The sequence below is a fragment of the Uliginosibacterium sediminicola genome, assembly GCF_039631295.1.
Classification (GTDB): domain Bacteria; phylum Pseudomonadota; class Gammaproteobacteria; order Burkholderiales; family Rhodocyclaceae; genus Viridibacterium; species Viridibacterium sediminicola.
In genome coordinates this window covers 1-22046 of sequence record NZ_JBDIVE010000007.1, presented here as the reverse complement: position 1 = coordinate 22046, position 22046 = coordinate 1, and the positions used below count along the sequence as shown (strand labels likewise).

At 63.5% G+C, this 22046-nt stretch carries 17 protein-coding genes; 11 read left to right on the top strand and 6 right to left on the bottom strand.

Annotated elements, in window-relative coordinates:
- Positions 1-111 precede the first annotated feature (111 nt).
- Both ABDB84_RS12995 and ABDB84_RS12990 read left to right on the top strand, forming a co-directional pair.
- Positions 112-1782, top strand: coding sequence for an ABC transporter permease (locus ABDB84_RS12995; RefSeq protein WP_345920173.1), 1671 nt, complete (start codon positions 112-114; stop codon positions 1780-1782).
- Complete coding sequence (locus ABDB84_RS12990; RefSeq protein WP_345920172.1) at positions 1775-2863, top strand: ABC transporter ATP-binding protein; 1089 nt, start codon at positions 1775-1777, stop codon at positions 2861-2863. Before ABDB84_RS12995 ends, ABDB84_RS12990 begins: the two co-directional genes overlap by 8 nt.
- 73 nt (positions 2864-2936) lie before the next feature.
- On the opposite strand, the gene ABDB84_RS12985 is transcribed toward ABDB84_RS12990, so the two are convergent.
- From ABDB84_RS12985 to ABDB84_RS12970, 4 genes are all read right to left on the bottom strand, one after another.
- Positions 2937-3491: a hypothetical protein gene (locus ABDB84_RS12985; protein WP_345920171.1), complete on the bottom strand. Its 555-nt coding sequence runs from the start codon at positions 3489-3491 to the stop codon at positions 2937-2939.
- Between the two features lie 65 nt (positions 3492-3556).
- The gene (gene flgL, locus ABDB84_RS12980; protein WP_345920170.1) at positions 3557-4765 is read right to left on the bottom strand and encodes a flagellar hook-associated protein FlgL; all 1209 of its coding nucleotides are present in this window, start codon (positions 4763-4765) and stop codon (positions 3557-3559) included.
- A gap of 5 nt (positions 4766-4770) precedes the next feature.
- Positions 4771-6714 (bottom strand): flagellar hook-associated protein FlgK, encoded by a 1944-nt coding sequence (gene flgK, locus ABDB84_RS12975; protein WP_345920169.1) that lies wholly within the window; start codon positions 6712-6714, stop codon positions 4771-4773.
- Between the two features lie 202 nt (positions 6715-6916).
- On the bottom strand, positions 6917-11239 hold the full coding sequence (locus tag ABDB84_RS12970) for a DUF3418 domain-containing protein (RefSeq protein ID WP_428715094.1): 4323 nt from the start codon (positions 11237-11239) through the stop codon (positions 6917-6919).
- A gap of 42 nt (positions 11240-11281) precedes the next feature.
- Here ABDB84_RS12970 and ABDB84_RS12965 point away from each other — a divergent pair, with 42 nt between their 5' ends.
- The gene (locus tag ABDB84_RS12965; protein WP_345920371.1) at positions 11282-12874 is read left to right on the top strand and encodes an alkaline phosphatase D family protein; all 1593 of its coding nucleotides are present in this window, start codon (positions 11282-11284) and stop codon (positions 12872-12874) included.
- Positions 12875-12937: 63 nt separating this feature from the next.
- Positions 12938-13534 (top strand): TIGR00645 family protein, encoded by a 597-nt coding sequence (locus tag ABDB84_RS12960; RefSeq protein ID WP_345920168.1) that lies wholly within the window; start codon positions 12938-12940, stop codon positions 13532-13534.
- Between the two features lie 211 nt (positions 13535-13745).
- On the opposite strand, the gene recN is transcribed toward ABDB84_RS12960, so the two are convergent.
- Together recN and ABDB84_RS12950 are read right to left on the bottom strand one after the other, a co-directional pair.
- Complete coding sequence (gene recN / locus ABDB84_RS12955; protein ID WP_345920167.1) at positions 13746-15401, bottom strand: DNA repair protein RecN; 1656 nt, start codon at positions 15399-15401, stop codon at positions 13746-13748.
- Between the two features lie 3 nt (positions 15402-15404).
- The gene (locus tag ABDB84_RS12950) at positions 15405-16286 is read right to left on the bottom strand and encodes an NAD kinase (RefSeq protein ID WP_345920166.1); all 882 of its coding nucleotides are present in this window, start codon (positions 16284-16286) and stop codon (positions 15405-15407) included.
- A 93-nt stretch (positions 16287-16379) separates the two neighbouring features.
- Here ABDB84_RS12950 and hrcA point away from each other — a divergent pair, with 93 nt between their 5' ends.
- The 7 genes from hrcA to ABDB84_RS12915 are packed head-to-tail and all read left to right on the top strand — an operon-like array spanning position 16380 to position 21991.
- Positions 16380-17408 (top strand): heat-inducible transcriptional repressor HrcA, encoded by a 1029-nt coding sequence (gene hrcA / locus ABDB84_RS12945; RefSeq protein WP_345920165.1) that lies wholly within the window; start codon positions 16380-16382, stop codon positions 17406-17408.
- Complete coding sequence (locus tag ABDB84_RS12940; RefSeq protein ID WP_345920164.1) at positions 17401-18147, top strand: hypothetical protein; 747 nt, start codon at positions 17401-17403, stop codon at positions 18145-18147. The genes hrcA and ABDB84_RS12940 overlap by 8 nt, the downstream gene beginning before the upstream one ends.
- Positions 18148-18151: 4 nt before the next feature.
- Positions 18152-18946 carry an alpha/beta hydrolase gene (locus ABDB84_RS12935; RefSeq protein WP_345920163.1) on the top strand — a complete coding sequence of 265 codons (795 nt, stop codon included), beginning with the start codon at positions 18152-18154 and terminating at the stop codon, positions 18944-18946.
- Positions 18943-20043 carry a ferrochelatase gene (hemH, locus tag ABDB84_RS12930; RefSeq protein ID WP_345920162.1) on the top strand — a complete coding sequence of 367 codons (1101 nt, stop codon included), beginning with the start codon at positions 18943-18945 and terminating at the stop codon, positions 20041-20043. Before ABDB84_RS12935 ends, hemH begins: the two co-directional genes overlap by 4 nt.
- Complete coding sequence (locus ABDB84_RS12925; protein ID WP_345920161.1) at positions 20043-20390, top strand: phage holin family protein; 348 nt, start codon at positions 20043-20045, stop codon at positions 20388-20390. Before hemH ends, ABDB84_RS12925 begins: the two co-directional genes overlap by 1 nt.
- Complete coding sequence (locus tag ABDB84_RS12920) at positions 20362-21057, top strand: DUF429 domain-containing protein (protein WP_345920160.1); 696 nt, start codon at positions 20362-20364, stop codon at positions 21055-21057. Before ABDB84_RS12925 ends, ABDB84_RS12920 begins: the two co-directional genes overlap by 29 nt.
- Complete coding sequence (locus tag ABDB84_RS12915) at positions 21011-21991, top strand: hypothetical protein (RefSeq protein WP_345920159.1); 981 nt, start codon at positions 21011-21013, stop codon at positions 21989-21991. The genes ABDB84_RS12920 and ABDB84_RS12915 overlap by 47 nt, the downstream gene beginning before the upstream one ends.
- The last annotated feature ends 55 nt before the right edge of the window (positions 21992-22046 follow it).

Sequence of the window (22046 nt, the reverse complement as noted above, 5' to 3'; positions counted from 1 at the left end):
TCATTCCGGCCTGACCCGACACACCCCGCTGCGGCGCGGGTGTGCCGTGGCACGGCTTCCTGCTGCCCATGACTCGTCGTCATGGATCCCGACACACAGGGAACTCCCATCATGAAGATGTCGCTCTCCAGAGCCACCGTCATACTTTTGCTCGGCCTCGCGGTCCTCGTACCGCTCGGCCTGATCGCTTACCAGAGCTTGCTCACCGGCCCCTTCTTCCTGCCGGCGAACACGTTTAGCCTGGACGCCTTCCGCTTCGTTTTCGACGATCCGGATTTCTACGTTGCCTTCAAGAATTCCGCCTTCATCGCACTGGGCATGGCCCTGATCGCCGTACCGCTGGGCGGCGTGCTGGCCTTCCTGCTGGTGCGTTGCGACCTGCCCGGCAGTCGCTGGCTCGAACCCCTGGTGTTGATTCCGGTGTTCGTCTCGCCGGTGGTGCTGGCCTTCGGTTATGTCGTCGCACTCGGCCCGGCCGGCTTTTTCTCCGCCTTGTGGATCGAGCACATCGGCAACCTGCCCTGGAACATCTACTCGCTGACCAGCATCGCCATCATCGCCGGGCTGACGCACGTACCGCACGTCTATCTCTACAGCTCTTCGGCGCTGAAGAACATCGGCTCTGATCTGGAAGAGGCGGCGCGCATCAGCGGCGCCGGCCCTTTCCGCGTGGCGCTCAATGTCAGCCTGCCGATGGTCTCTCCCGCGCTGATGTATGCGGCCGTACTGGTGTTCTTCCTGGGCTTCGAGATCTTCGGCTTGCCTCTGGTGCTGGGCGACCCTGAAGGTCACCTGGTGCTCACCACCTACCTCTACAAGCTCGCCAACAAGCTCGGCACGCCCTCCTACCAGCTGATGGCGGCAGTGGCGATGTGCATCATCGCCATCACCGTGCCCCTGGTACTGTTGCAGCGTCTGCTGCTGCGCAGCGCCAACCGCTATGTCTCGCTCAAGGGCAAGGCGACGCGTCAGAAGGCGCTTTCGCTGGGTCCGTGGAAGTGGCTGGCGCTGGGCATCCTCGGCTTCTGGCTGCTGCTGACGGTGGTGATTCCCTTGATGGGCATCACGCTGCGCGCCTTCGTCAGCAACTGGGGCATCGGCGTCAATCCGCTCGATGTACTGACGCTGAACAATTTCCGCGCCGTGTTCGAAGACAGCAACATGATCCGCGCCATTCTCAACACGCTGGCGCTGGGTGTCTTCGGTGGCGCGGTGGCGGTGGCCTGCTACACCATGATCGGTCTGGCGGCGCACCGCAAACACGACGGCTGGACGCGCTTCATCGACTACATGGTGATGACGCCGCGTGCCGTGCCGGGCCTGCTCGCCGGCCTGGCGGTGTTCTGGGTGTTCCTCTTCGTACCCCTGCTCGCCCCACTGCGCACCACCATCATCAGCATCTGGGTGGCGTATACCGTGGTATGGCTGGCGTATGGCATGCGCCTGATCCAGAGCGCCATGCTGCAGGTCGGCCCCGAGCTGGAAGAAGCAGCACTCAGCACCGGCGCCAAACCCGGCCGCGTGGCGCGCGACGTCACCCTGCCGCTGATCCGCAACGGGCTGCTCGCCTCCTGGCTGCTGATCTTCATGATCTTCGAGCGTGAATACTCGACCGGCGTGTACCTGCTCTCGCCGGGCACCGAGGTCATCGGCTCGGTCCTGGTGTCCCTGTGGGGCACCGGCGCCATCGACATCGTTGCAGCACTCTCCCTCATCAACATCGTGCTGGTTGGCAGCGGTCTGGCCATCGCACTTCGCTTCGGAGTCCGCCTCCATGACTGATCAGAACAAAATCCCCTCGGACATCGTCCTCTCGGTCGACGACCTGCATCTGTCCTACGGCAGCAATCCCATCCTCAAGGGGGTGTCGATGCAGCTCAAACGCGGCGAAGTGGTGTCGCTGCTGGGCCCGTCCGGCAGCGGCAAGACAACCTTGCTGCGCGCCGTCGCCGGTCTGGAAACACCGCATGCCGGCACCATCACCATCGCCGAGCGACGCGTCTTCAACAGCAACTCCGGCAAGGATGTGCCGGCTGAAGGGCGCAACCTGGGCCTGGTGTTCCAGTCTTACGCGCTGTGGCCGCATCGCACGGTTTTCGATAACGTCGCCTATGGCCTCAAGCTGCGCAAAGTGGCCGCCGGCGAAATCCGTGAGCGGGTCAACGAAGCGCTCAACAATCTGGGCCTGGGGCATCTGCAGGAACGCTTCCCGCACCAGCTCTCCGGCGGCCAGCAGCAGCGCGTCGCCATTGCCCGCGCCCTGGTCTATAACCCGCCCGTCATCCTGCTCGACGAGCCGCTGTCCAACCTCGACGCCAAGCTGCGCGAAGAAGCGCGTGCCTGGCTGCGCGAGCTGATCATGCGCCTGCAGCTCTCGGCCCTGGTGGTGACGCATGACCAGAGCGAAGCGCTGGCGATGTCCGACCGCATCCTGCTGCTCAATCAGGGCCGCATCGCCCAGCAAGGCACGCCGGAAGAAATGTACGGCGACCCGCAATCGCTGTTCGTCGCCGAGTTCATGGGCTCCAACAACCTGATCAAGGGGCGCGTGCGCGAGTCGCGCGGCGATGCCGTCTGCATCGACGTGGGCGACTGGAGCCTGTGGGGACAGCGCCGTGGCACGGTGGACAGTGGCAGCGAAGCGAACGGACTGGTGCGTGTGGCGGCCGTGCGTCAGGTCGATGGTCCCGGCGACAACCGCATGCGTGTGCGGGTGATCACCAGCATGTACCTGGGCGACCACTGGGAATACCTGTTCGATGGCAATGGCACGCGCATCCGCGCACACGGCAATCTGCCGCTGGCCGCCGACAGCGAACACTGGATCGAGATCCCCGCCGAGCGTCTGTGGGTGTTTGCCTAGGGCATGGACAAGTGGCGTCTGCACAGCCAAAGCCGTGCAGACGCCACTCTCGCTTGAATTAAATGAAATACGCCTAACGCAAGCTCAGCGCAGGCACCGGCGTACCTGGTCGTGGTTCGGCCTCCGGCTTGCTCGCCGACTCAGGCAGCAGAACTGGCACAGGCTTGATGCCTGCATCCACCTTGCCTTCGGGCTTGGGCTCCAGCTTCGGTTCGATCTTCGGCAAGGGCTTGATCGCCGGCGCCGCAATCAGCGCCACATCGGCTTCAGCCATGCGGCGTGGCAGGAACAGGCGTGAGTCAATCGATTCGCTGTAGTGGATCAGCTGGTAGCCCTGCATGCCGCGCTCCCGTGCCAGCTCTGCAGCACGCCGTGCGAGCACCAGACGCGCCTCGCCCTCGCCGCCACTGCTGATGCGCTGCATGCTCAGGCGGTAACTGACGAGATTGCCCTCGCGGCGGGTTTCCTCGATTTCCCAGGCCGGCGCCATCGGGTCGACCACTTTGTAGACCAGGGCCACCGCACCACCGATCAGCACCATGTCGACATAGCTGACATTGAAATGCGGTGTCAGGCGCAAGCCACCGCTGGGCAGCAAAGTATCGCGGCCGGGATTGTCCAGCCCCATACGATGGCACCCGGCGAGACTTGCCAGGCACAGTAGCGAACAGAGGACGCGATGCGCCTTCATGATCAGCTCAACAGATTGAAGAGGCTCATGCTGGTGGTCTTCACGAAAGTGCTTTGTGAAGCCTGCAGGAAGGTCTGCTGCTGCTGGAACTGGCTGATCGTCTCGGCGTAATCGAGGCCGATCAGGCGCTCGGTACGGTCGGCGTACTGCATCTTCATATCGTCGGCAATATTACCCAGGGACTCGAGTTCAATCTGCCGCGAACCGACCTGGGCGCGCAGGCGCAGACTGTTGTCGAGTGCGCTGCTGGCACGCGACAAAGTGTCCTGCAAGGACGCCTGGAAGGAAGCGCCCGTCCCGCCATTCTTCAGATTGTCGATGAAGTCGGAAATGATCGAGAAAGCATCCTGTTTGTTCGGCTTGATCTCGAAAGTATCCCCCGCGACCGGCGTGCCATTGATGTCCACCTGGATCTCACCGGTCGCCGGTGCCGGCGGCAAGGTAACAGCCGTCGGCGCAGCGGTGTAGCTGCCGGTGGCGGCCGGCGTACCGGTCATGCCCGGATCAGTGGCCGTATCGTAGATTTCGTAGGCGGTCGCCGACGTAAATCGGATGGCATACTGACCGCCAGTGTAATGCGCCAGCGCAGTATCGCCGGTCACTGTCGCGGTGCCGGTATTGCTCGCCGAGGGCGTGGTGTAGAACTTGGCGGCGTTGATGTTCATGAACAGATCATCACCACTGATGCTCACCGGAATATCGCGCGTGGAGCTCACCTGCTGAGTGCGCTGCCCCTGGTCGCCAGCATAGCTGACACCAGCCAGACCGCCGCTGAACGGCAGGGTGTCACTCTTGTAACCGGCAAACAGGTACTCACCGTTGGCATCGGTCGAATTGGCAATCGACTTGAGCGCATCGAATTGCGCCTGCATGTCGGTCGCAATGGCTTCGCGGTCGGTCTGATTGAGGGTGCCATTGCCCGCCTGGATGGCGCGCTCGTGCACGTATTTCATCAGATCACCAAAGGCACCGAGCTGCGAGTCGAGCAAGCTCAGCTTGTCATTGGCATCGCCTTGCGCATTCTTGTACATCGCAACCTGGGCCGTTGCCTGCGAGATTTCAAGCGCACGCGCCGCCGCCACCGGATCATCGCTGGGGTTGACCACGCGCGAGCCTGTCGAGAGCTGGTTCTGCAGCTTCAGAACCTCGCTCTGCTGCCGGCTCATGTTGTTGATGTTGCTCTCATACAGTTGTGAGGTGCTGATCCGCATGATGATTATCCCTTCGCAACATTCAGAACTTCGTTGAAGATGGTGCTGGCCACATTCATGACCTTTGCTGCAGCCTGGTAGGCTTGCTGGTAGCGCAGCAGATTGGCGGCCTCTTCATCCAGATTGACACCGGCTGCGCCTTGCTGGGCGCTGGTCGCCTGCTCCAGCAGGGACTTCTGCGCGGACAGCCCGACTTCCGCATCGCGCGCCTGAGCGCCCACGCTGCTGACCAGCTGTGAGTACGCATACTCATAGTTGGCGCTGCCATTGATCAGGTTCTTGGCGTTTTGCAGCGCCGCCATCGGCACCATGTTGCGGTTGTCCGCCGTGCCATTGGTATTGGTCGAGATGGTGAAGAAGTCGCCATCATTGGGCGTGCCGCTGACCGTGAAGGAAATGTTCGGCACGCTGAGGGTGATGGTCTTGCCGCTGGCCTCGGTGGCCGGATCGTAGGGCAGGCTGACCGCCGGCGAGCCATAGGTAAAGGCCTTGGCCGTGGCATCGTACTTGAGCACTACGCTGCTGAAGTCCGGGATCGAGTCGCCATTGCTGTCCAGGCCGGTGGTCGACAGCACCGCGCCATTGGTGAGCGTTGCCGTACCGGTGTTGCCGCTGTCGGTCTTCACGCTGTAAGGAGAAGCGGCGGCGATCTTGCGTGTATCAGTGATGGCCAGCTGGATGTCCTGCGCAGCAAAGCGCGTCGGCTGCACCAGCCAGCGGTCACCCGCACTCACCGTGCCGGAGATCGCAAAGTGCATGCCCAGCGAGTCCGGCGGCGTGCTCGCGCCGTGATACACCGTGCTCTTGTCCGAGTTGCGAATCAGCGTGTAGTTGCTGCCGTCATAGCTGAGGGTAAAGTCCTCGGCTTCCAGTTTGCTCACATCGCTGACCGTAACATCCAGATTGCCGGTGGTCGTGTGTGCCGTACTATCGAGCTTGGCCACGGCCGGCAACAACTTGCTGGACTTGAACAGCTCGGTGCCCAGCTTGCCGTCCAGATCCTGACCCAGCGTCTGTTGTGCATTGATATTGGTGGCCAGCCCGATGGCGACCAGGCCCAGGGTGTTGTCCGCCGAGTTGAGGGTTTCGTTGCGGAAACGCAGCAAGCCACCGAGCGTGCCGCCGGTGATGAAATCATCCGGAATGGCCATCGGTGCAATACCATCGCCCACCGTCGAGTACAGTGCCTTGTTCTTCGGATCGTCCGGCGACACGCCGAGCGAGAGCTTGTAGCTCGAATCGCCCACCACCAGCGGCTGACCGGTACCGAAAAAGAGGTTCACCGTGCCGTCATTCTGTGTCGTCTCGGTCACCCGCACTTGTTGATTGATCTGCGTGACCAGCGCGTCGCGCAAATCGCGCATGTCATTGGCCGGCTGCCCGGTATTGGATTCGGCGACCAGGATCTTCCTGTTCATGTCCGCCACCTGGGCAGCGAGCGAATTGATCTGGCTGACCGAACCTGCCATCTGCGAATTGACGCCATCACGCATCTCGGCCAGACGCTGGCTCATCGAGTGAAAGCGATCCACCATGGTTTCGGCATACGAGAGCATCGATTGCCGGGAAGGGATGCTTGACGGGCTGTTGGAGACTTCCTGCAGACCGTCAAAGAAATTCTGCAAAGCGGGCGACAAACCCGCTGTGGCATCCGAGAGCAGGTTATCAACCTGGCTCAGCTCGGTCTGCATGGTCTCAAACTCCTTTTTCGCGGCATCGGCCGAGCGCACCTGACTGGTCAGGAAGGAGTTGTAGACGCGTTGCACCGTCTCGATCTTGGTACCTTGACCAAAGAAGCCGGCACCTGTGCTCAGACCGGTCTGCGTCGTCTGCACGATCTGCTGACGGCTGTAACCCGTGGTCGAGGCGTTCGAGATGTTATGAGCAGTCGTGGTCAGCCCTGCCTGTGCGGCATTCAATGCTGAAAGGCTGATTCCCATCAGGCTCATGACAAGGGCTCCTGCGTACTGTGTAAGCCAGTACAGCAAGGACTCTGCCAGTCTGTGTAAAGCCTTTATTGGCGCGGCTTGGCGCGAATCGGACAAACTCTCCGGCAAGCTGCGCGGCAAGATTTGCCGTCACTGCGGGCCGTGTGGCGGCAATATGCGCCGCGCGGCAAGCTGCCCGTGCCCCCTGCTCAGTGCGGGCGGCTCAGTGCGGCCTGCTCTCCCAGATCTTCTGCAGCCGCTTCACGCTCACCGGCATCGGCGTCTTGAGTTCCTGCGCGAAAAGGCTCACGCGCAGCTCTTCAAGCAGCCAGCGGAACTCATCGAGCTGCGGGTCGATGACGCCGGCTTTCAGCTTGGCCAGCTGCTCGCGCTCGAAAGGCTGGGCGAGCGAGCGCCAATCGGCAAACAACTCGGCATCGCGCGCCGGATTGTTGCGCCACTTGTCTACGCGCACCGCCGCCGCCTTCAGGTAGCGCGCGAAATGCCCCAGCCGCTCGAACGCAAATGCCATCAGGAAGTCCTTGGGCATCAGGCGCGTGAGCTGCTGCTGAATATCCGCAACCAGCTCTCCAGCATTTTTCAGGCCAGTGATTTTCTTGGTGATCGCAGCATGCTCGACCAACAAGCTCGCCGCCAGGCGCATCAGCTCCTGCGCCACCAGAGTGATGCGCGGCTTGGCTTCTAGCGCACGCTGCGCAAAGGCTTCGGCCGTGGCGGGCAAGGGATCGAGCAAGCAGGTACGCGACAAGGTCGCCTGCACGATCATCGCCTTGAGTTCGGCTTCGCTGCCAAAGCTCATGTACTGCAGGCTCAGCTCACGCATGCCGGGCAGACGCTCGATGGCCTTGACCTGATCCTTGAGCGTCAGCGCGAACAGCCGCCCGAGACCACGACGATGCACCTTGGCCGCTTCCTCCTCGGTATCGAAGGGACGAATGCTCACCGAGTCGCCATCATCATGCAGCGCCGGAAAGCCGATCGTCATGCGATTGCCGATCTTCACTTCGAGCAACTCGGGGAGCACGCCGAAGGACCAGGTGGTGAGGCCTGAGAGAGCGGACTCACTTGCAGCACTCTCCCTCTCCCGGCCCTGCGGGCCACCCTCTCCCGCTCGCGGGAGAGGGGCTGTGCGCTCCCCTCGCCCGCTTGCGGGAGAGGGGCTGGGGGAGAGGGCTGCCTCTACAAGGCCCTGCTCCGCCGTGGCTTGCAAACCCTTCGCCGCCAAAGCGCTCCCCATCGCGCCCTCGACCTGGGCGTTGCGGAACGCTGCCGCGACCTGATCTTTCAGCCGCGTGCGCAGCTCCATCAGATTGCGCGAGGAGGCCAGCACGCGGCCGTGCTCGTCGATGACGCGGAAATTCATGAAGCAATGCGGATTGAGGTTCTCGGCGCGGAAGCTCTCCAGCGGCAGCTTGAGCGACACACGCTCCTCGACGAAGGTCTGCAGCACGCGCAGCAAGGGCTGCTCGCGGTCGAGCTTGCCCTCCTCGGCCGCGACGAGGAAATCGCGCGTGCTCTCGCTGATCGGCTGCAGGCGGTGGCGATGTTTCTGCGGCACGGTCTTGAGCAGGGCCGTCACCTTCTCTTCGAGCAAACCCGGCACCAGCCATTCGCAACGATTGGCCGGCACCTGGTTGAGCATCGCCAGCGGCACGGTCAGCGTCACGCCGTCTTCAGGGTCGCGCGGCTCATGCACATAGCTCAGCTTGAGCTTCTGGCCGAGCACGGTCATCGTCCCCGGAAAACTCTCGCTATTGACGCCCGCCGCCTCGTGGCGCATCAGCTGTTCGCGCTCCAGATACAGGCAGCGCGGCGCTTTGCGCTCGGCCTGCTTGCGCCAGGCTTCAAAGCTGCGCACATCGCAGACTTCTTCAGGAATCTGCGCATCGTAAAAGGCTTCGATCAGCGCCGGATCGACCAGCAGATCGGGCCGCCGCATCTTCTGCTCCAGGCGCTCGATCTCGGCGATCAGGCGCTGGTTGTGCTGGAAGAACGGCATATTGCGCGCATGGGCATCATCGAGATCACCTTCGACCAGACCTTCGCGGATGAAAATCTCGCGACAAGTCGCCGCATCGATGTGCGAATAGGCCACCGGTCGTTTGGCGTAGAGGGTGATGCCGTGCAGCACGCCGCGCTCGTAGGCACGCACTGCGCCGTGTTTCTTCTCCCAGTGCGGTTCATAGGTCTGGCGCTTGAGCAGATGCGCGCCGACTTCCTCGATCCACTCCGGTTCGACCTTGGCGATGCAGCGCGCATAAAGGCGCGAGGTATCGATCAGCTCGGCCGCCATCAACCATTTGCCGGCCTTCTTGGCGAGATAGGAACCCGGATGCGGCCAGAAGCGGATCGCCCGCGCGCCCAGATAAGCGCCGGCATTCTGCCCCACCGTCTCCTCCTGCTTGAGGCCGATGTGGCCGAGCAAGCCGGTCAGCAAGGCTTTGTGGATGGATTCGTAATCAGCGGGCGCGCCGCTCTCCTTCCAGCCATGTTCGGCACACAGCGCATGCAGCTGGCCGTGCACATCGCGCCACTCGCGCATGCGCATCCAGGAGATGAAGTGCTGCTTGCACCAGGCTTTCTGCTTGCTCGATGACTCGTGCCTCCAGACCTGATCAAAGACATGCCAGAGATTGACGTACCAGAGGAATTCCGAACGCGCCTCTTCCTTCTCGGCGTGCTTGTCCGCCGGCTTGGCGGGGTCCGGCGGCGGCAGGCGGAACTTGGCATGTGCCTGATCGGCCGTGCCGGTCTGCTCGGGCGGACGTTCGCGCGGGTCTTGCGTGGACAGGGCAGCCGCGATAATCAGCACCTCGTGCAGGCAGCCACGCTCGCGCGCAGCCAGCAGCATGCGGCCGATCTTCGGGTCCAGCGGCAGCTTGGCGAGTTCGCGGCCGATAGGCGTGAGCTCCAAACGGCTTTCCGGACGCAAGTCCGCAGTGCGCTCCCCTCTCCCGCTTGCGGGAGATGGGTTGGGGGAGAGGGCTTTGTCAAACGCCAACGACAGTGCAGCCGAATCACCGCCCCTCTCCCGCCCCTTCGGGGCACCCTCTCCCGCTCGCGGGAGAGGGGACGCCACTTCATCCACCGCCCCCAATTCCTGCAGCAACTGGTAACCATCCGCAATCATGCGCGGCGTCGGCGCGTCGAGGAAGGGGAAGTCTTCCACCGCGCCGAGCTTGAGCGACTTCATGCGCAGGATCACGCCGGCCAGCGAGGAACGCAGGATTTCCGGATCGGTGTGCGAAGGCCGCCGTGTGAAGTCCTGCTCGTCGTAGAGGCGGATGCACACGCCGTCCTGCACGCGACCGCAGCGACCGGCGCGCTGGCGGGCAGCGCTCTGCGCGATCTTCTCGATCTGCAGCAGCTCGACCTTGTTGCGGATCGAATAGCGATTGAGCCGCGCCAGGCCGGTGTCGACCACGTAGCGGATGCCCGGCACGGTCAGCGAGGTTTCGGCGACATTGGTCGACAGCACCACACGCCGCCCGGACGAGCGCCCGAACACGCGCTGCTGTTCGGCCGCAGACTGGCGCGCGAACAGGGTAAGAATTTCTGCGCCGGGTGCATGATGCTTGCGTAGCGCTTCAGCCGCCTCGCGAATCTCGCGCTCGCCGGGCAGGAACACCAGCACATCGCCGAGACCGATGCGCTGCAACTCGTCGACCGCGTCGACGATGGCTTCGTAGAGATCGCGCTCAGGCTTCTTCTTGCCATGGATCTCGACGCCGGCGCGCTTCATCGGCGCAGGCGTTTCCTCCTCTTCAATCGGGCGATAACGCACTTCGATCGGGTAGAGGCGGCCCGAGACCTCGAACACCGGCGCCGGCTTGCCCGCGCTGGCAAAGTGATTGGCAAAGCGCTCGGCGTCCAGGGTTGCCGAGGTAACGATGACTTTCATATCGCGGCGCTTCGGTAGCAGGGTGCGCAGGTAGCCGAGCAGGAAGTCGATGTTGAGGCTGCGTTCGTGCGCCTCGTCGATGATGATTGTGTCGTAGGCCGACAACATCGGGTCACCCTGGGTCTCGGCGAGCAGGATGCCGTCGGTCATCAGCTTGATGTAGCTCTCGGGCTTGGTGTGATCGGTGAAGCGGATCTTGTAGCCGACCAAGCTGCCGAGCTCGCTGTCCAGTTCGCTGGCGATGCGCTCGGCGGTGGCGCGCGCAGCAATGCGGCGCGGCTGGGTGTGGCCGATCAGGCCGGCAACGCCGCGCCCCAGCTCCAGACAAATCTTCGGCAGCTGCGTGGTTTTACCCGAACCGGTCTCGCCACAGATGATCACCACCTGGTTGTCGCGAATCGCCGCAGCAATCTCCTCGCGGCGTTGGTTGACCGGCAGATCGTCGGCGAAGCGCGGTTTGGGCAGGGCAGCCTGCCGCGTCGCGCGCAACGCAATGCTTTTCTCGAAACGCTCACGCAGCGCCTCGGGCAGGTCTTGCAGGCGCTCGACGCGGGTAGGCAGCGCACGCAGCTGGCGGCGCAGCGCGGGCAGGTCTTTGGAGAGGACTAAATCAAGCAGGGACAATTTGATACATGCGCGGGTCAGGAGGCGGCATTCTAAGTGACAATGCGCTCCAGCCAGTATCTGGAGATCAGCATGCAGCGTCGCGACCTCATCAAACTCGCTGCCAGCGCAGCCCTGGCGCAGAGCCTGCCACGCAGCCTGCAAGCCACCAGCCGCGCCGACAATCTGTTCGCGCTGGGCGTCGCCAGCGGTTCGCCGCTGCACGATGGCGTGGTGCTGTGGACCCGCCTGATCGATCCGCAAGGCCGCCAGTTCGAGCAAAAGCCGCTGGCCGTGGCCTGGGAAGTCGCCGATGACGAAGGCTTTCGCCGCATCGTGCAGAAGGGCAGCGCGCCCGCCCTGCCCGAGCTCGGTCACGCCGCGCATGTCGAGCTCAGGGGCCTGCAGCCGGATCGCTGGTACTTCTACCGCTTCCAGTGCGGCAACAGCCGCAGCGTCACGGGCCGCACACGCACCTTTCCCCTGCCCGGCAGCGCGGCCAGCAAGCTGCGCCTCTCGTATGCCTCCTGCCAGCGCTGGGAGCATGGCTACTACGCGGCCTGGCGCCACATGCAGGACGAACAGCTCGACGCCGTCTGCTTCGTCGGCGACTACATCTACGAATACACGCGGAGCAAGAAAGACATCCGCTCACACGATGTCGGCAAACCCGTCGACCTGCCCAGCTACCGCGACCGCTACGCGGTCTACAAAAGCGATGCCGACCTGCAAGGCATGCACGCACAATGCCCCTGGCTGCTGACCTGGGACGACCACGAAGTCATCAACGACTACGCCGGCCTGCAGGCGCCGGGTCTGCCGGCCGACTTCCCGGCGCAGCGTGCCGCCGCCTACCAGGTCTATTACGAGCACATGCCGCTGCGCGCCAGCGTGCTCACGCAAGGGCCTACCGGCATGCGTGCGGGCGCCGAAATGCGTCTCTACGACCGCGTCTCCTTCGGCGACCTGGCCGACTTCCACATTCTCGACACGCGCCAGTACCGCACGCTGCAGGCCTGCTCGGTCGATGACAAGGGCGGCGGCAATGGCGTCAAGCGCGATGCCTGCAGCGCGCTGCGCGACCCACAGCGCAGCATGCTTGGCTTTGAGCAGGAAGCCTGGCTCGCCGCCGGCCTCAAAGCAGCGCGCCAGCGCCCGCCCAAATGGACCCTGATCGTGCAGGAAACGCGCTTCGGTCCGATGCGCTCCTACAACAAGAAAGGCGAGACGAGCGTCAGCAATGACACCTGGGACGGCTACCCGGGTACGCGCACGCGCCTGGTACAAGCGCTGATCGACACGCGCGCACCCAACCCGGTGCTGCTCGGTGGCGATGTGCATTCCAACTGGGTCGGCCACGTCAAGGCCGATTACGAGCAGCCCGACAGCGCCAATGTCGGCATCGAACTGACCGGCACCAGCATCAGTTCCAACAATAATTCGCCGGCCAATATCCCGCGCCATGTCGAGGAGAATCCGCATTTCATCTTTGGCGATGGCTACCGGCGCGGCTATGGCGTGGTCGAACTACGGCCCGGCAGACTCACCGCGACACTGCGTGTCGTCAGCGATGTCACCCAGCCCGACAGCGGCATCGAGACCCTCGCCAGTTTTGAACAAGAGGCCGGCCGGGCACTTTTGCAGCGCACGCGTTGACTAAGCGGGGAGCTCACACAGCTCCGTTATACTCAGGTCAATTCAACCACAACAAGTCTCCCCATGAGCCAACAGAAATCCCCCCGCATGCGTCCCCTGCCCAAACTGATCTTCATGAGCCGCTGGCTGCAACTGCCGCTCTACCTCGGCCTGATCCTCGCCCAAGCGGTCTATGTCGTGCATTTCTGGGTCGAACTGGTCGATCTGATCGGCGCTGCGATGGGCAACCAGGCTGCGCTGGCCCACGTCGTACAAGCGGTCGGCCATGCCGGCACCGACCCCAGCAAGCTCACCGAAACAACCATCATGCTGGTCGTGCTGGGCCTGATCGACGTGGTGATGATCTCCAACCTGCTGATCATGGTCATCGTCGGCGGCTACGAAACCTTCGTCTCGCGCATGGACCTCGAAGGCCACCCGGACCAGCCCGAATGGCTCTCGCACGTCAATGCCTCGGTGCTCAAGGTCAAGCTGGGCACGGCGATCATTGGCATCTCCTCGATCCACCTGCTCAAGACCTTCATCAACGCCGAGAACTACAGCAACAAGGTGCTGATCGCACAAACCGTGATCCACATCGCCTTCCTGCTCTCCGCCCTGGCGATTGCCGCCTGCGACCGCCTGATGGCGCAGCCGCATGGCGAGGACGCAGCGCACTGAGTACAGTCGTTCCAAGAGGCAGTTTAAGAGCAGTTCAGCTTTGATTTTTTGACGCGAAGGGCGCGAAGCAACAAGACAAGGTCCGCAAAGGAATACAAAGTCAGTATCTCCGACATGAGGCCCTTGGCGAAGCTTCGCTGTTCTTCGCGCCCTTCGCGCCCTTCGCGTCAAAAATACACCGCGTGATCTGATCCGCGAACAAAATCAGGCGCTAAAACCCCAGCAACTCCGCCGCATGGCTGCGTGTCGTCGCGGTGATGTTCACGCCGCCCAGCATGCGCGCGATCTCTTCGATGCGCCCTGCTTCGTCGAGCACGTCGAGGCGCGAGAGCGTGGCGCCGTCGCGGTTCTCCTTGCTGACGCGCCACTGCCAGGCCGCTTGTGCGGCAACCTGGGGCAAGTGCGTCACGCACAGAACCTGACGCGTGCTGCCCAGCTCGCGCAAACGGCGGCCGACGATCTCGGCGACGCCGCCACCGATGCCCACATCGACCTCGTCGAAGATCAGCGTCGGCACCGCTTGCGCGGCGCTGGCGATGACCTGGATCGACAGGCCGATGCGCGAGAGTTCGCCGCCGGAAGCCACCTTGGCCAGCGGGCGCAGGGTCTGGCTGGGATTGGCGGCGACCTGGAATTCGACCTTCTCGTAGCCATTGGCGCTGCCTTCAGGCTCGGGCAGCAAGGCGATCTCGAAGCGACCGCCAGCCATTGCCAGCTCCTGCATGGCGCCGGTCACCGCATCGCTGAGCGTGCGTGCAGCGCTGGCGCGATGGGCTGACAGCTCGCGGGCGGCCTGCTCGAAAGAAGCTTGTGCGAGGCGCTCGCGTTCGGCCAGCGCGGCCGGATCGGACAAGGCGGTCAGGCTCTCCAGCCGCGTGCGGCTGGCGGCCAGGCGCGCGGGCAGCTCGTCGGGTTGGATGCGGTATTTGCGCGCTGCGGCGACGATGTCGGCAATCCGCTGTTCAAGCTGTTGCAGGCGTTCCGGGTCGAGTTCGACGCGTTCGCGATAGCGGCGCAGCGCATGGCCCGCTTCTTCGAGACGGATTGCCGCCTCGTTGAGCAGCTCGGCGATGTCGCCCAGCGCCGGGTCATAGCTCGCCAGTTCGGCCAGCTGCGCGGCCAGCCGCTCGGTCTGGCTGTCGAGCGCCTGCTCGCCTTCGCTGACGGCTTCCAGCGCGCTGCTGGCACCATCAAGCAGGCTGGCGGCGTGGCTCAGGCGGGCGTGCTCCTGGTTCAGCGTTTCCCAGTCCTGCGCCTCGAAGCCCAGCGCGGTGAGTTCCTGTACTTCAAAGCTGAGCATTTCCTGCTCGCGCAAGATGCCGGCCTGCTGGGCGCGTGCTTCTTCACTGGCGCGGCGAGCGGCCGACCAGTCGCGCCAGTGCTGCGAGACTTTGCGCGCCAGATCGAGAATGCCGGCGTGCTCGTCGAGCAGCTGGCGCTGCGCATCGGGGCGCAGCAAGGCCTGGTGGGCGTGCTGGCCGTGGATGTCGCAGACAAATTCGGCCAGCTCGCGCAATTGCGTCGCCGTGGCCGGCACGCCATTGATATAGGCACGCGAACGGCCATTGTTATCGACCACGCGGCGCACCAAGAGCTCGGCCTCGTCGCCGCCCAGGTCTTGCGCACGCAGCCAGGCCTGAGCGGGTGAATCGCTGGCCAGTTCGAACTCGGCGGAAAGGTCTGCCTTCTCGCAACCGGCGCGCACCACGTTGGCATCGGCGCGTTCGCCGAGCAGCAGCGAGAGCGCATCGAGCAGGATGGATTTGCCCGCGCCGGTCTCGCCGGTCAGCGCGCCAAAGCCGCCACGAAAATCCAGTTCGAGGCGGTCAACCAAGACAAAATCAGCAATCAGCAGTCTGCGCAGCATGGGTCAGGACAGGCGCGGGCTGGCGCTCCAGTTGAGTTTTTCGCGCAACACAGCGAAGTAGCTGTAGTTGCCCGGATGGATGAGGGTGATGGACTGAAAAGAACGGCGCACCCGCACGATGTCGCCGCCATGCGCATCGAACAGGGTCTGGCCATCGTAGTGGATGCGCGCATCGTGCGGCGCCACCACGGTGAGCTCGACGATGCTGTCATGCGACAGCGCAATCGGCCGGTAAGTCAGGCCATGCGGGCACAGCGGCACCAGCACCATGCCGGCCAGACGCGGATGCAGCAAGGGGCCATTGGCCGACAAGGCATAGGCGGTGGAACCGGTCGGCGTGGCGACGATCATGCCGTCGGAACGTTGCGAGTAGATGTACTCGCCATCGACCACCAGCTCGAACTCGATCATGCGGCCGACTTCGCCACGGCTGATCACCACATCATTGAGGGCCACCGAATTGAACACGCTGCGCCCGTCGCGCAGCACTTCGGCTTCGAGCAGCACGCGGCGCTCGCGCAGATACTTGCCATCGAGGATCTCGCCCAGGCGGTCGAGCATTTCGCCACGGCCGACATCGGTGAGAAAACCCAGGCGCCCCTGGTTGATGCCCAGCATCGGTACCGGATAGGCGCACAGGCGGCGCGCAGCGCTGAGCATGGTGCCATCGCCACCGACGACGACAGCCAGCTCGGCATGCTCGCCGATCTGCTCGAAGCTCGAGACCTTGGCTCCGTCGATGCCGCCGACCAACAGTGCGGTCTCGTCATCGACCAGCACCGTGACCTCGCGCTGCTGCAGGAAGGCCGCCAGGCGCCGCAGGGCCTCGGCCGCTTCGGCGCTCTGATACTTGCCCACCAGGGCGACGGTGCGAAATTCGTTCATGGGCGAATTAAACCATAAGCCATTGTGTCTTGACCGCGCCGGCCGCATGCAGCATCTTTCACAATCAGTGGATGCATGCCTTAGAATCAGACCATGACACAGCTAGATGGACGCGCCCGCATACTGCTCAAGACTCTGGTAGAGCGCTATATCGCCGAGGGACAACCGGTCGGTTCGCGCGCGCTCTCCCGCCAATCCGGCCTGGAGCTCTCGCCAGCCACCATCCGCAATGTCATGGCGGACCTCGAAGAGCTGGGCCTGATCAGCAGCCCGCATACCTCGGCCGGACGCATTCCGACGCCGCTGGGCTACCGCCTCTTCGTCGACACCTTGCTGACCGTCAAACCGCTGGAGCAGGCGGAAGTGCATCACCTGCAAAGCCATATCCAGCCAGATGAGCCCAAGCGCGTGATCGCCGCCGCCTCCAACCTGCTCTCCGAGCTGACCCAGTTCGCCGGCATCGTCGTCGCCACCCGGCAGGAGACCGACAAGGTCCGCCAGATCGAATTCGTGAGTCTCTCCGAAACACGCGTGCTGCTGATCATCGTCACCATGTCTGGCGATGTGCAGAACCGCATCGTGCACACCCAGCGCCCGCACTCGCCGGCCGAGCTGACCACGGCCGCCAATTACCTCAATCATCACTGCGTCGGCCTGGGCTTTGGCGAAATGCTCGCGCACCTGCGCGACGAGCTGGTTCAGCTGCGCTCCGATATGGTCGAGCTGATGACCGCCACCATCGACGCCGGCGACCGCGCCCTGCAGGAAGAACAGAGCCGCTACGTGATCTCCGGCGAAAGCCGCCTGCTCGACGTCAACGACCTCTCCTCCGACATGGGCCGCATGCGCGAGCTGTTCCGCCTGTTCGAGCAGAAGTCCGGCCTGATCCAGCTGCTCGACCTGTCGCAGCGCGCCGAGGGCGTGCAGATCTTCATCGGCGGCGAATCGGGCATCTCGCCGCTCGATGAGTGCAGCGTCATCACCGCGCCTTACGAGGTCGACGGCAAGCTGGTCGGCACCGTCGGCGTGATCGGCCCGACGCGCATGGCCTACGAACGCGTCATTCCGATTGTCGATATCACCGCACGCCTGCTCAGCGGAGCCCTCTCCAATCATGCTTGATGCCCTGCGCCGCAGCGCGCTGCTGCTGGCCCTGCTGGCCGTACTGCCGGTTCAGGCACAAAGCCTCTACCGCTGCGGCAATACCTTGCAGGACAAACCCTGTGCCGACGGCAATGGCAGCGAGATCATCCTCGACAGCCGAGAGCCCGCCAGCAAGACCGCCAAAAGTAGCAAGAGCAGCAAGAGCGCATCCTCCAGCCGCCCGCCCGATGAATTCTGTGCGCAGCAAGGCGATGCCGCCATGCGCATGCGCTGGGAGAAAGAAGGCGGCCGCACCGAGGCCGAGCAGATCAGCCGCAACCCGGCCAACAGCGCCTTCATCCGCTACGTCTATTACAAGCGCGGCTCGGCGCTCGATGTGCGCCGCCAGGTCGAAGCCGACTGCATGCAGACGCGCGCCAAAGCCGAATCCGCTGCCGTCGTGGCCCCCACATTCACACCCGCTGTAGCCGCCAGCGCGCCGCTTGCGCCACCGCCGCCAGCGCCCGCCGCTGTACCGGCGGCCAGCAGCGCCAGCTCATCGCAAACGAGCAGCGATAACCGGCGCGGCGGTGGCATCCCGATCCAGAACAGCGAAGCGGCCAGTCGCCCGGTCGACGAAGCGCTGTGCCGCAACCTGCTCGACTCGGCCAAGCGCATTCGCGACCGCCAGCGCGCCGGTGGCAATGCGGCGACCATGCTCGACCTCAATCGCCTGCAGCAAGAGCTCACGGAGCAATTGCGCCTCTCGGGATGCTGATGCCATGAACCGCTACCTCATTCACGCGCTGCTATTCGCCGCCGCCCTGCTCGGCACCGCCCAGGCGCAGAGCAACAAGGTCATCGATGTGGCCACGCGCAGCGGCATCACCGAACGCATCCTGCTCAACGCGCCGCCACAGCCACGCGCCGTGGTGCTGCTGTTCAATGGCAGCAATGGCCAGGTGGAGATCAAGGACAACGGCGAACTTGGCGCCGGGCGCGGCAATTTCCTGCTGCGCACGCGCACGCTGTGGAATGCGCGCGGCCTGGCCAGCGTCGTCGTGGCGCCACCTTCCGATCACAATGAAGAGCCCTTCCTCGCCGATTTTCGCGACACGCCGGAACACGCGGCCGATGTGCAGGCCCTGATCAGCCAGCTGCGCCAGCAATTCCATGTACCGGTGTGGCTGGTCGGCACCAGTCGCGGCAGCTTGTCGGCCGCCGCCGTCGCCAGCCGCCTGGCGCCGCCGGCCGGGCCGGACGGCATCGTGCTCACTTCGAGCATTCTGTACGACAAGCAGCAACGCACGGTCACCGCCCTGCCGCTGGATGCGCTGCAGGTGCCGGTCTTGCTGGTGCATCACAAGCGCGATGCCTGCCGGCAATCGAATCCCGCCGATGTGCCGGCCCTGCTCAGCCAGATCGCCACGGCACCGCGCAGCGAAGTCATGTACATCGATGGCGGCCAGTCGCAGGGCGATCCCTGTGACAGCTACGCCTACCACGGCTTCAATGGCACCGAATCCCTGGTGATCGACAAGATCGCCGACTGGATCCTCAGACAAGATAAAAAATGAGCGCACGCTACCTGCCCGAACCGCCGCACAAACATGGCCAGGCGGCCGCCCTCGGCATCCTGCTGATCAATCTGGGCACGCCGGACGAGCCCACGCCCAAGGCGGTGCGCCGCTACCTCAAGCAGTTCCTCTGGGACCCGCGCGTGGTCGAGATTCCGCGCGCCGTCTGGTGGCTGATCCTCAACGGCATCATCCTCAACACGCGGCCCAAGGCCTCGGCGCAGAAATACGCCAAGGTGTGGAGCAGCGAGGGCTCGCCACTGCGCGTGCATACCGAAAAACAGGCCAAGCTGCTGCAAGGCTATTTCGTGCAAGCCGGCTATCGCAACGTGCAGGTCGACTACGCCATGCGCTACGGCCAGCCCGATGTCGCCAGCGCCCTCGGCCGCCTGAAAGCCGCCGGCTGCACGCGCATCCTCGCCTTGCCGATGTATCCGCAATACGCGGCGAGCACCACTGCCAGCGCGGTCGATGCACTCGGTGCCGCCTTCGCCCGCCTGCGCAACCAGCCCGAGCTGCGCGTGGTGCGCAACTTCCATGACGACCCGGCTTATATCCGCGCCCTGGCCCACAGCGTGCAAACGCACTGGAACCAGAACGGCCGTGGCGAATTGCTGGTGATGAGCTTCCACGGCCTGCCGCGCTTCTCGCTCGACAAGGGCGATCCGTATTTTTGCGAATGCCACAAGACTGCGCGCCTGCTGGCCGAAGCGCTCAATCTCAAGCCCGAGCAATACCAGGTCACGTTCCAGTCGCGCTTTGGCCGCACCGAATGGCTCAAGCCCTACACCCAGCCCACGCTCGAAGCGCTGGCCAAGAAGGGCAGCAAGCACATCGACATCATCTGCCCCGGCTTTGTCGCCGACTGCCTGGAAACCCTCGAAGAAATCGCCATCGAATGCCGCGCCGCCTTCCTCGCCAACGGCGGCCAGGCGCTCAACTACATTCCCTGCCTCAACGAGCAGCACGACTTCATCAGCGCCCTGCTCACGCTCGCCCAGCGCCACATGCAGGACTGGCTGGCCAGCCCTGCGCCCGACGCCGCCACGCTCGCGCAACAAGCTGAACGCGCCCACTCACTCGGAGCCAAAGCCTGATGCTCACCATGCTGCTGCGCTGGGCGCTCAACGCCGCCGCGCTGATGGTCGTCCCCGCGCTGATCGACTCGGTCAGCATCAGCGGCTTCGGGCCGGCGCTGATCGCCGCGCTGATCATCGGCCTGCTCAACGCGCTGATCCGCCCGCTGCTGATCGTCCTCACCCTGCCGGTCACCGTGCTGAGCCTCGGCCTCTTCGCCCTGATCATCAACGGCCTGCTGTTCTGGCTCACCGCCGAACTGGTCGAGGGCGTCAGCGTGCACGGTTTCTGGGGCGCTTTCTGGGGCGCGCTGCTCTACAGCATCCTCAGCAGCCTGGTTGATCTGGTCGTCGGCAAGCCACGCTGAGGGCCCGCCCGCCGTGGCGCCGGAGAGCATCGTCGCAGGCATCGATGTCGGCGGCCCGCGCAAGGGCTACCACCTCGCCATCCTGCGCCAGCGCCAGATCCTGGCAGTGGTCAATAGCACAGACCCGCAGCAGATCCTGCGCCAATGTCTGGACGCCGGCGTCTCCGCCATCGCTATCGACGCCCCCAGCCAATGGACCAGCAATGCGGCAAGTCATCGCACGATCCGCAGCGCCGAGCGCGCCCTGCTGCAAGCCGGCATCCACTGCTTCTTTACCCCCACGCGCGAGCGCGCAGCCGCCAATCAAAGCGGTTTCTACGAATGGATGTTCCAGGGCGAAGCGCTCTACCAGGCCCTCGCCGCACACTACCCACCAGCGCGCCAGACACAACCCAGCACGCCCTTCTGCTGCGAAACCTTCCCCCACGCCATCACCCACCAGGCCCTCGGCAGCGAAACCCGCGCCCGCCTCAAACGCTCGCAACGCAGCCAGCTGCTGCAAGCAATCGGCCTCGCCGACCCGCAACTCGACTCCATCGACACCCTCGACGCCACCCTCTGCGCGCTGAGCGCCCAAGCCATCCTGCAAGGCGCCAGCCAGGCTTATGGCGAAGCGGAAGATGGCTTCATCTTTGTGCCGCAGCGGGAGTTTTGGGGGACGACTTGAGGCTCTAAATACCGTGGCGGCCGCAACAGAGAAGCAGCTAAGGCTGCCGGTCCTGGCCCAACGTAATCCGATCCGCGATCCAGGCCAAACAGGCAGCTCCGTAACCACAAGTCCCAAGCGACTAAAGCATAGCAGGCGCATCGGCTCGATACCTTTTCTCGTCAGTGTGCTGAAACAACGGTCAAAACATAAAAACGAGATGGGGCTCAAGCTCATCCTCGTCAAGCCGATAGTCAATTATCATCTCTTATGCACAAAGGCTTGCTACGAGACTGACTTGCAAGATAGAAAGCTTCATTCAACCCGAACCTTGACTGCACAAACGAACGCGATGTTTCCCTTCTCCAGCTTTATGTCCTCCCTTGAGAACACGATGAGTAATCTCGAGCAAGACAAACCCAAAAAACCTCAGCAGCCGACGCCTGCGCTTGCCTTTAAATTCGGCACACCCTCAGAGATTTACACCACGATCCTGAAAGAAGTAGATGCCTTGTTCAGCAAGTTCACTGCAGCGGGACACGACTCCGAGCAGACCAAGGAGGCCAAACAAAAATGCCATGAGCAACTGGTGCTGATCCAGAATAAGATCAAGCAGAGGATCATCGAGCATAAAAACGAAGCAGAGTGGGACAAGTTCACAATCGCGTTCTACGGTGAAACTAATGCCGGCAAGTCCACCATCATCGAGACGCTGCGCATACATCTTGCCGAAGAGAGCAAAAAGGCCGAACAAGAAGCCTTCATCGCCGCTATGGCGAAAGCGGGTCTCTCGAAAGCAGCTTTTGAAGCGGCTCAGCGAGCCACAGAGGCCACAAGCCAGCGACTCTCAGTTTTCGAAGCGGATTTCGCAGCTCGCACGAGCAGCAACAAGTCCGAGCTTTCAAAGCTAGAGCTTGAGTTGAGCACTCAGCATGAATCGCCCCGGGTTTTCTAGACACCCTGAAGCCTTAAACTTTCAGGCTGATGGAGGTGTTTATGAGCAACAAGCG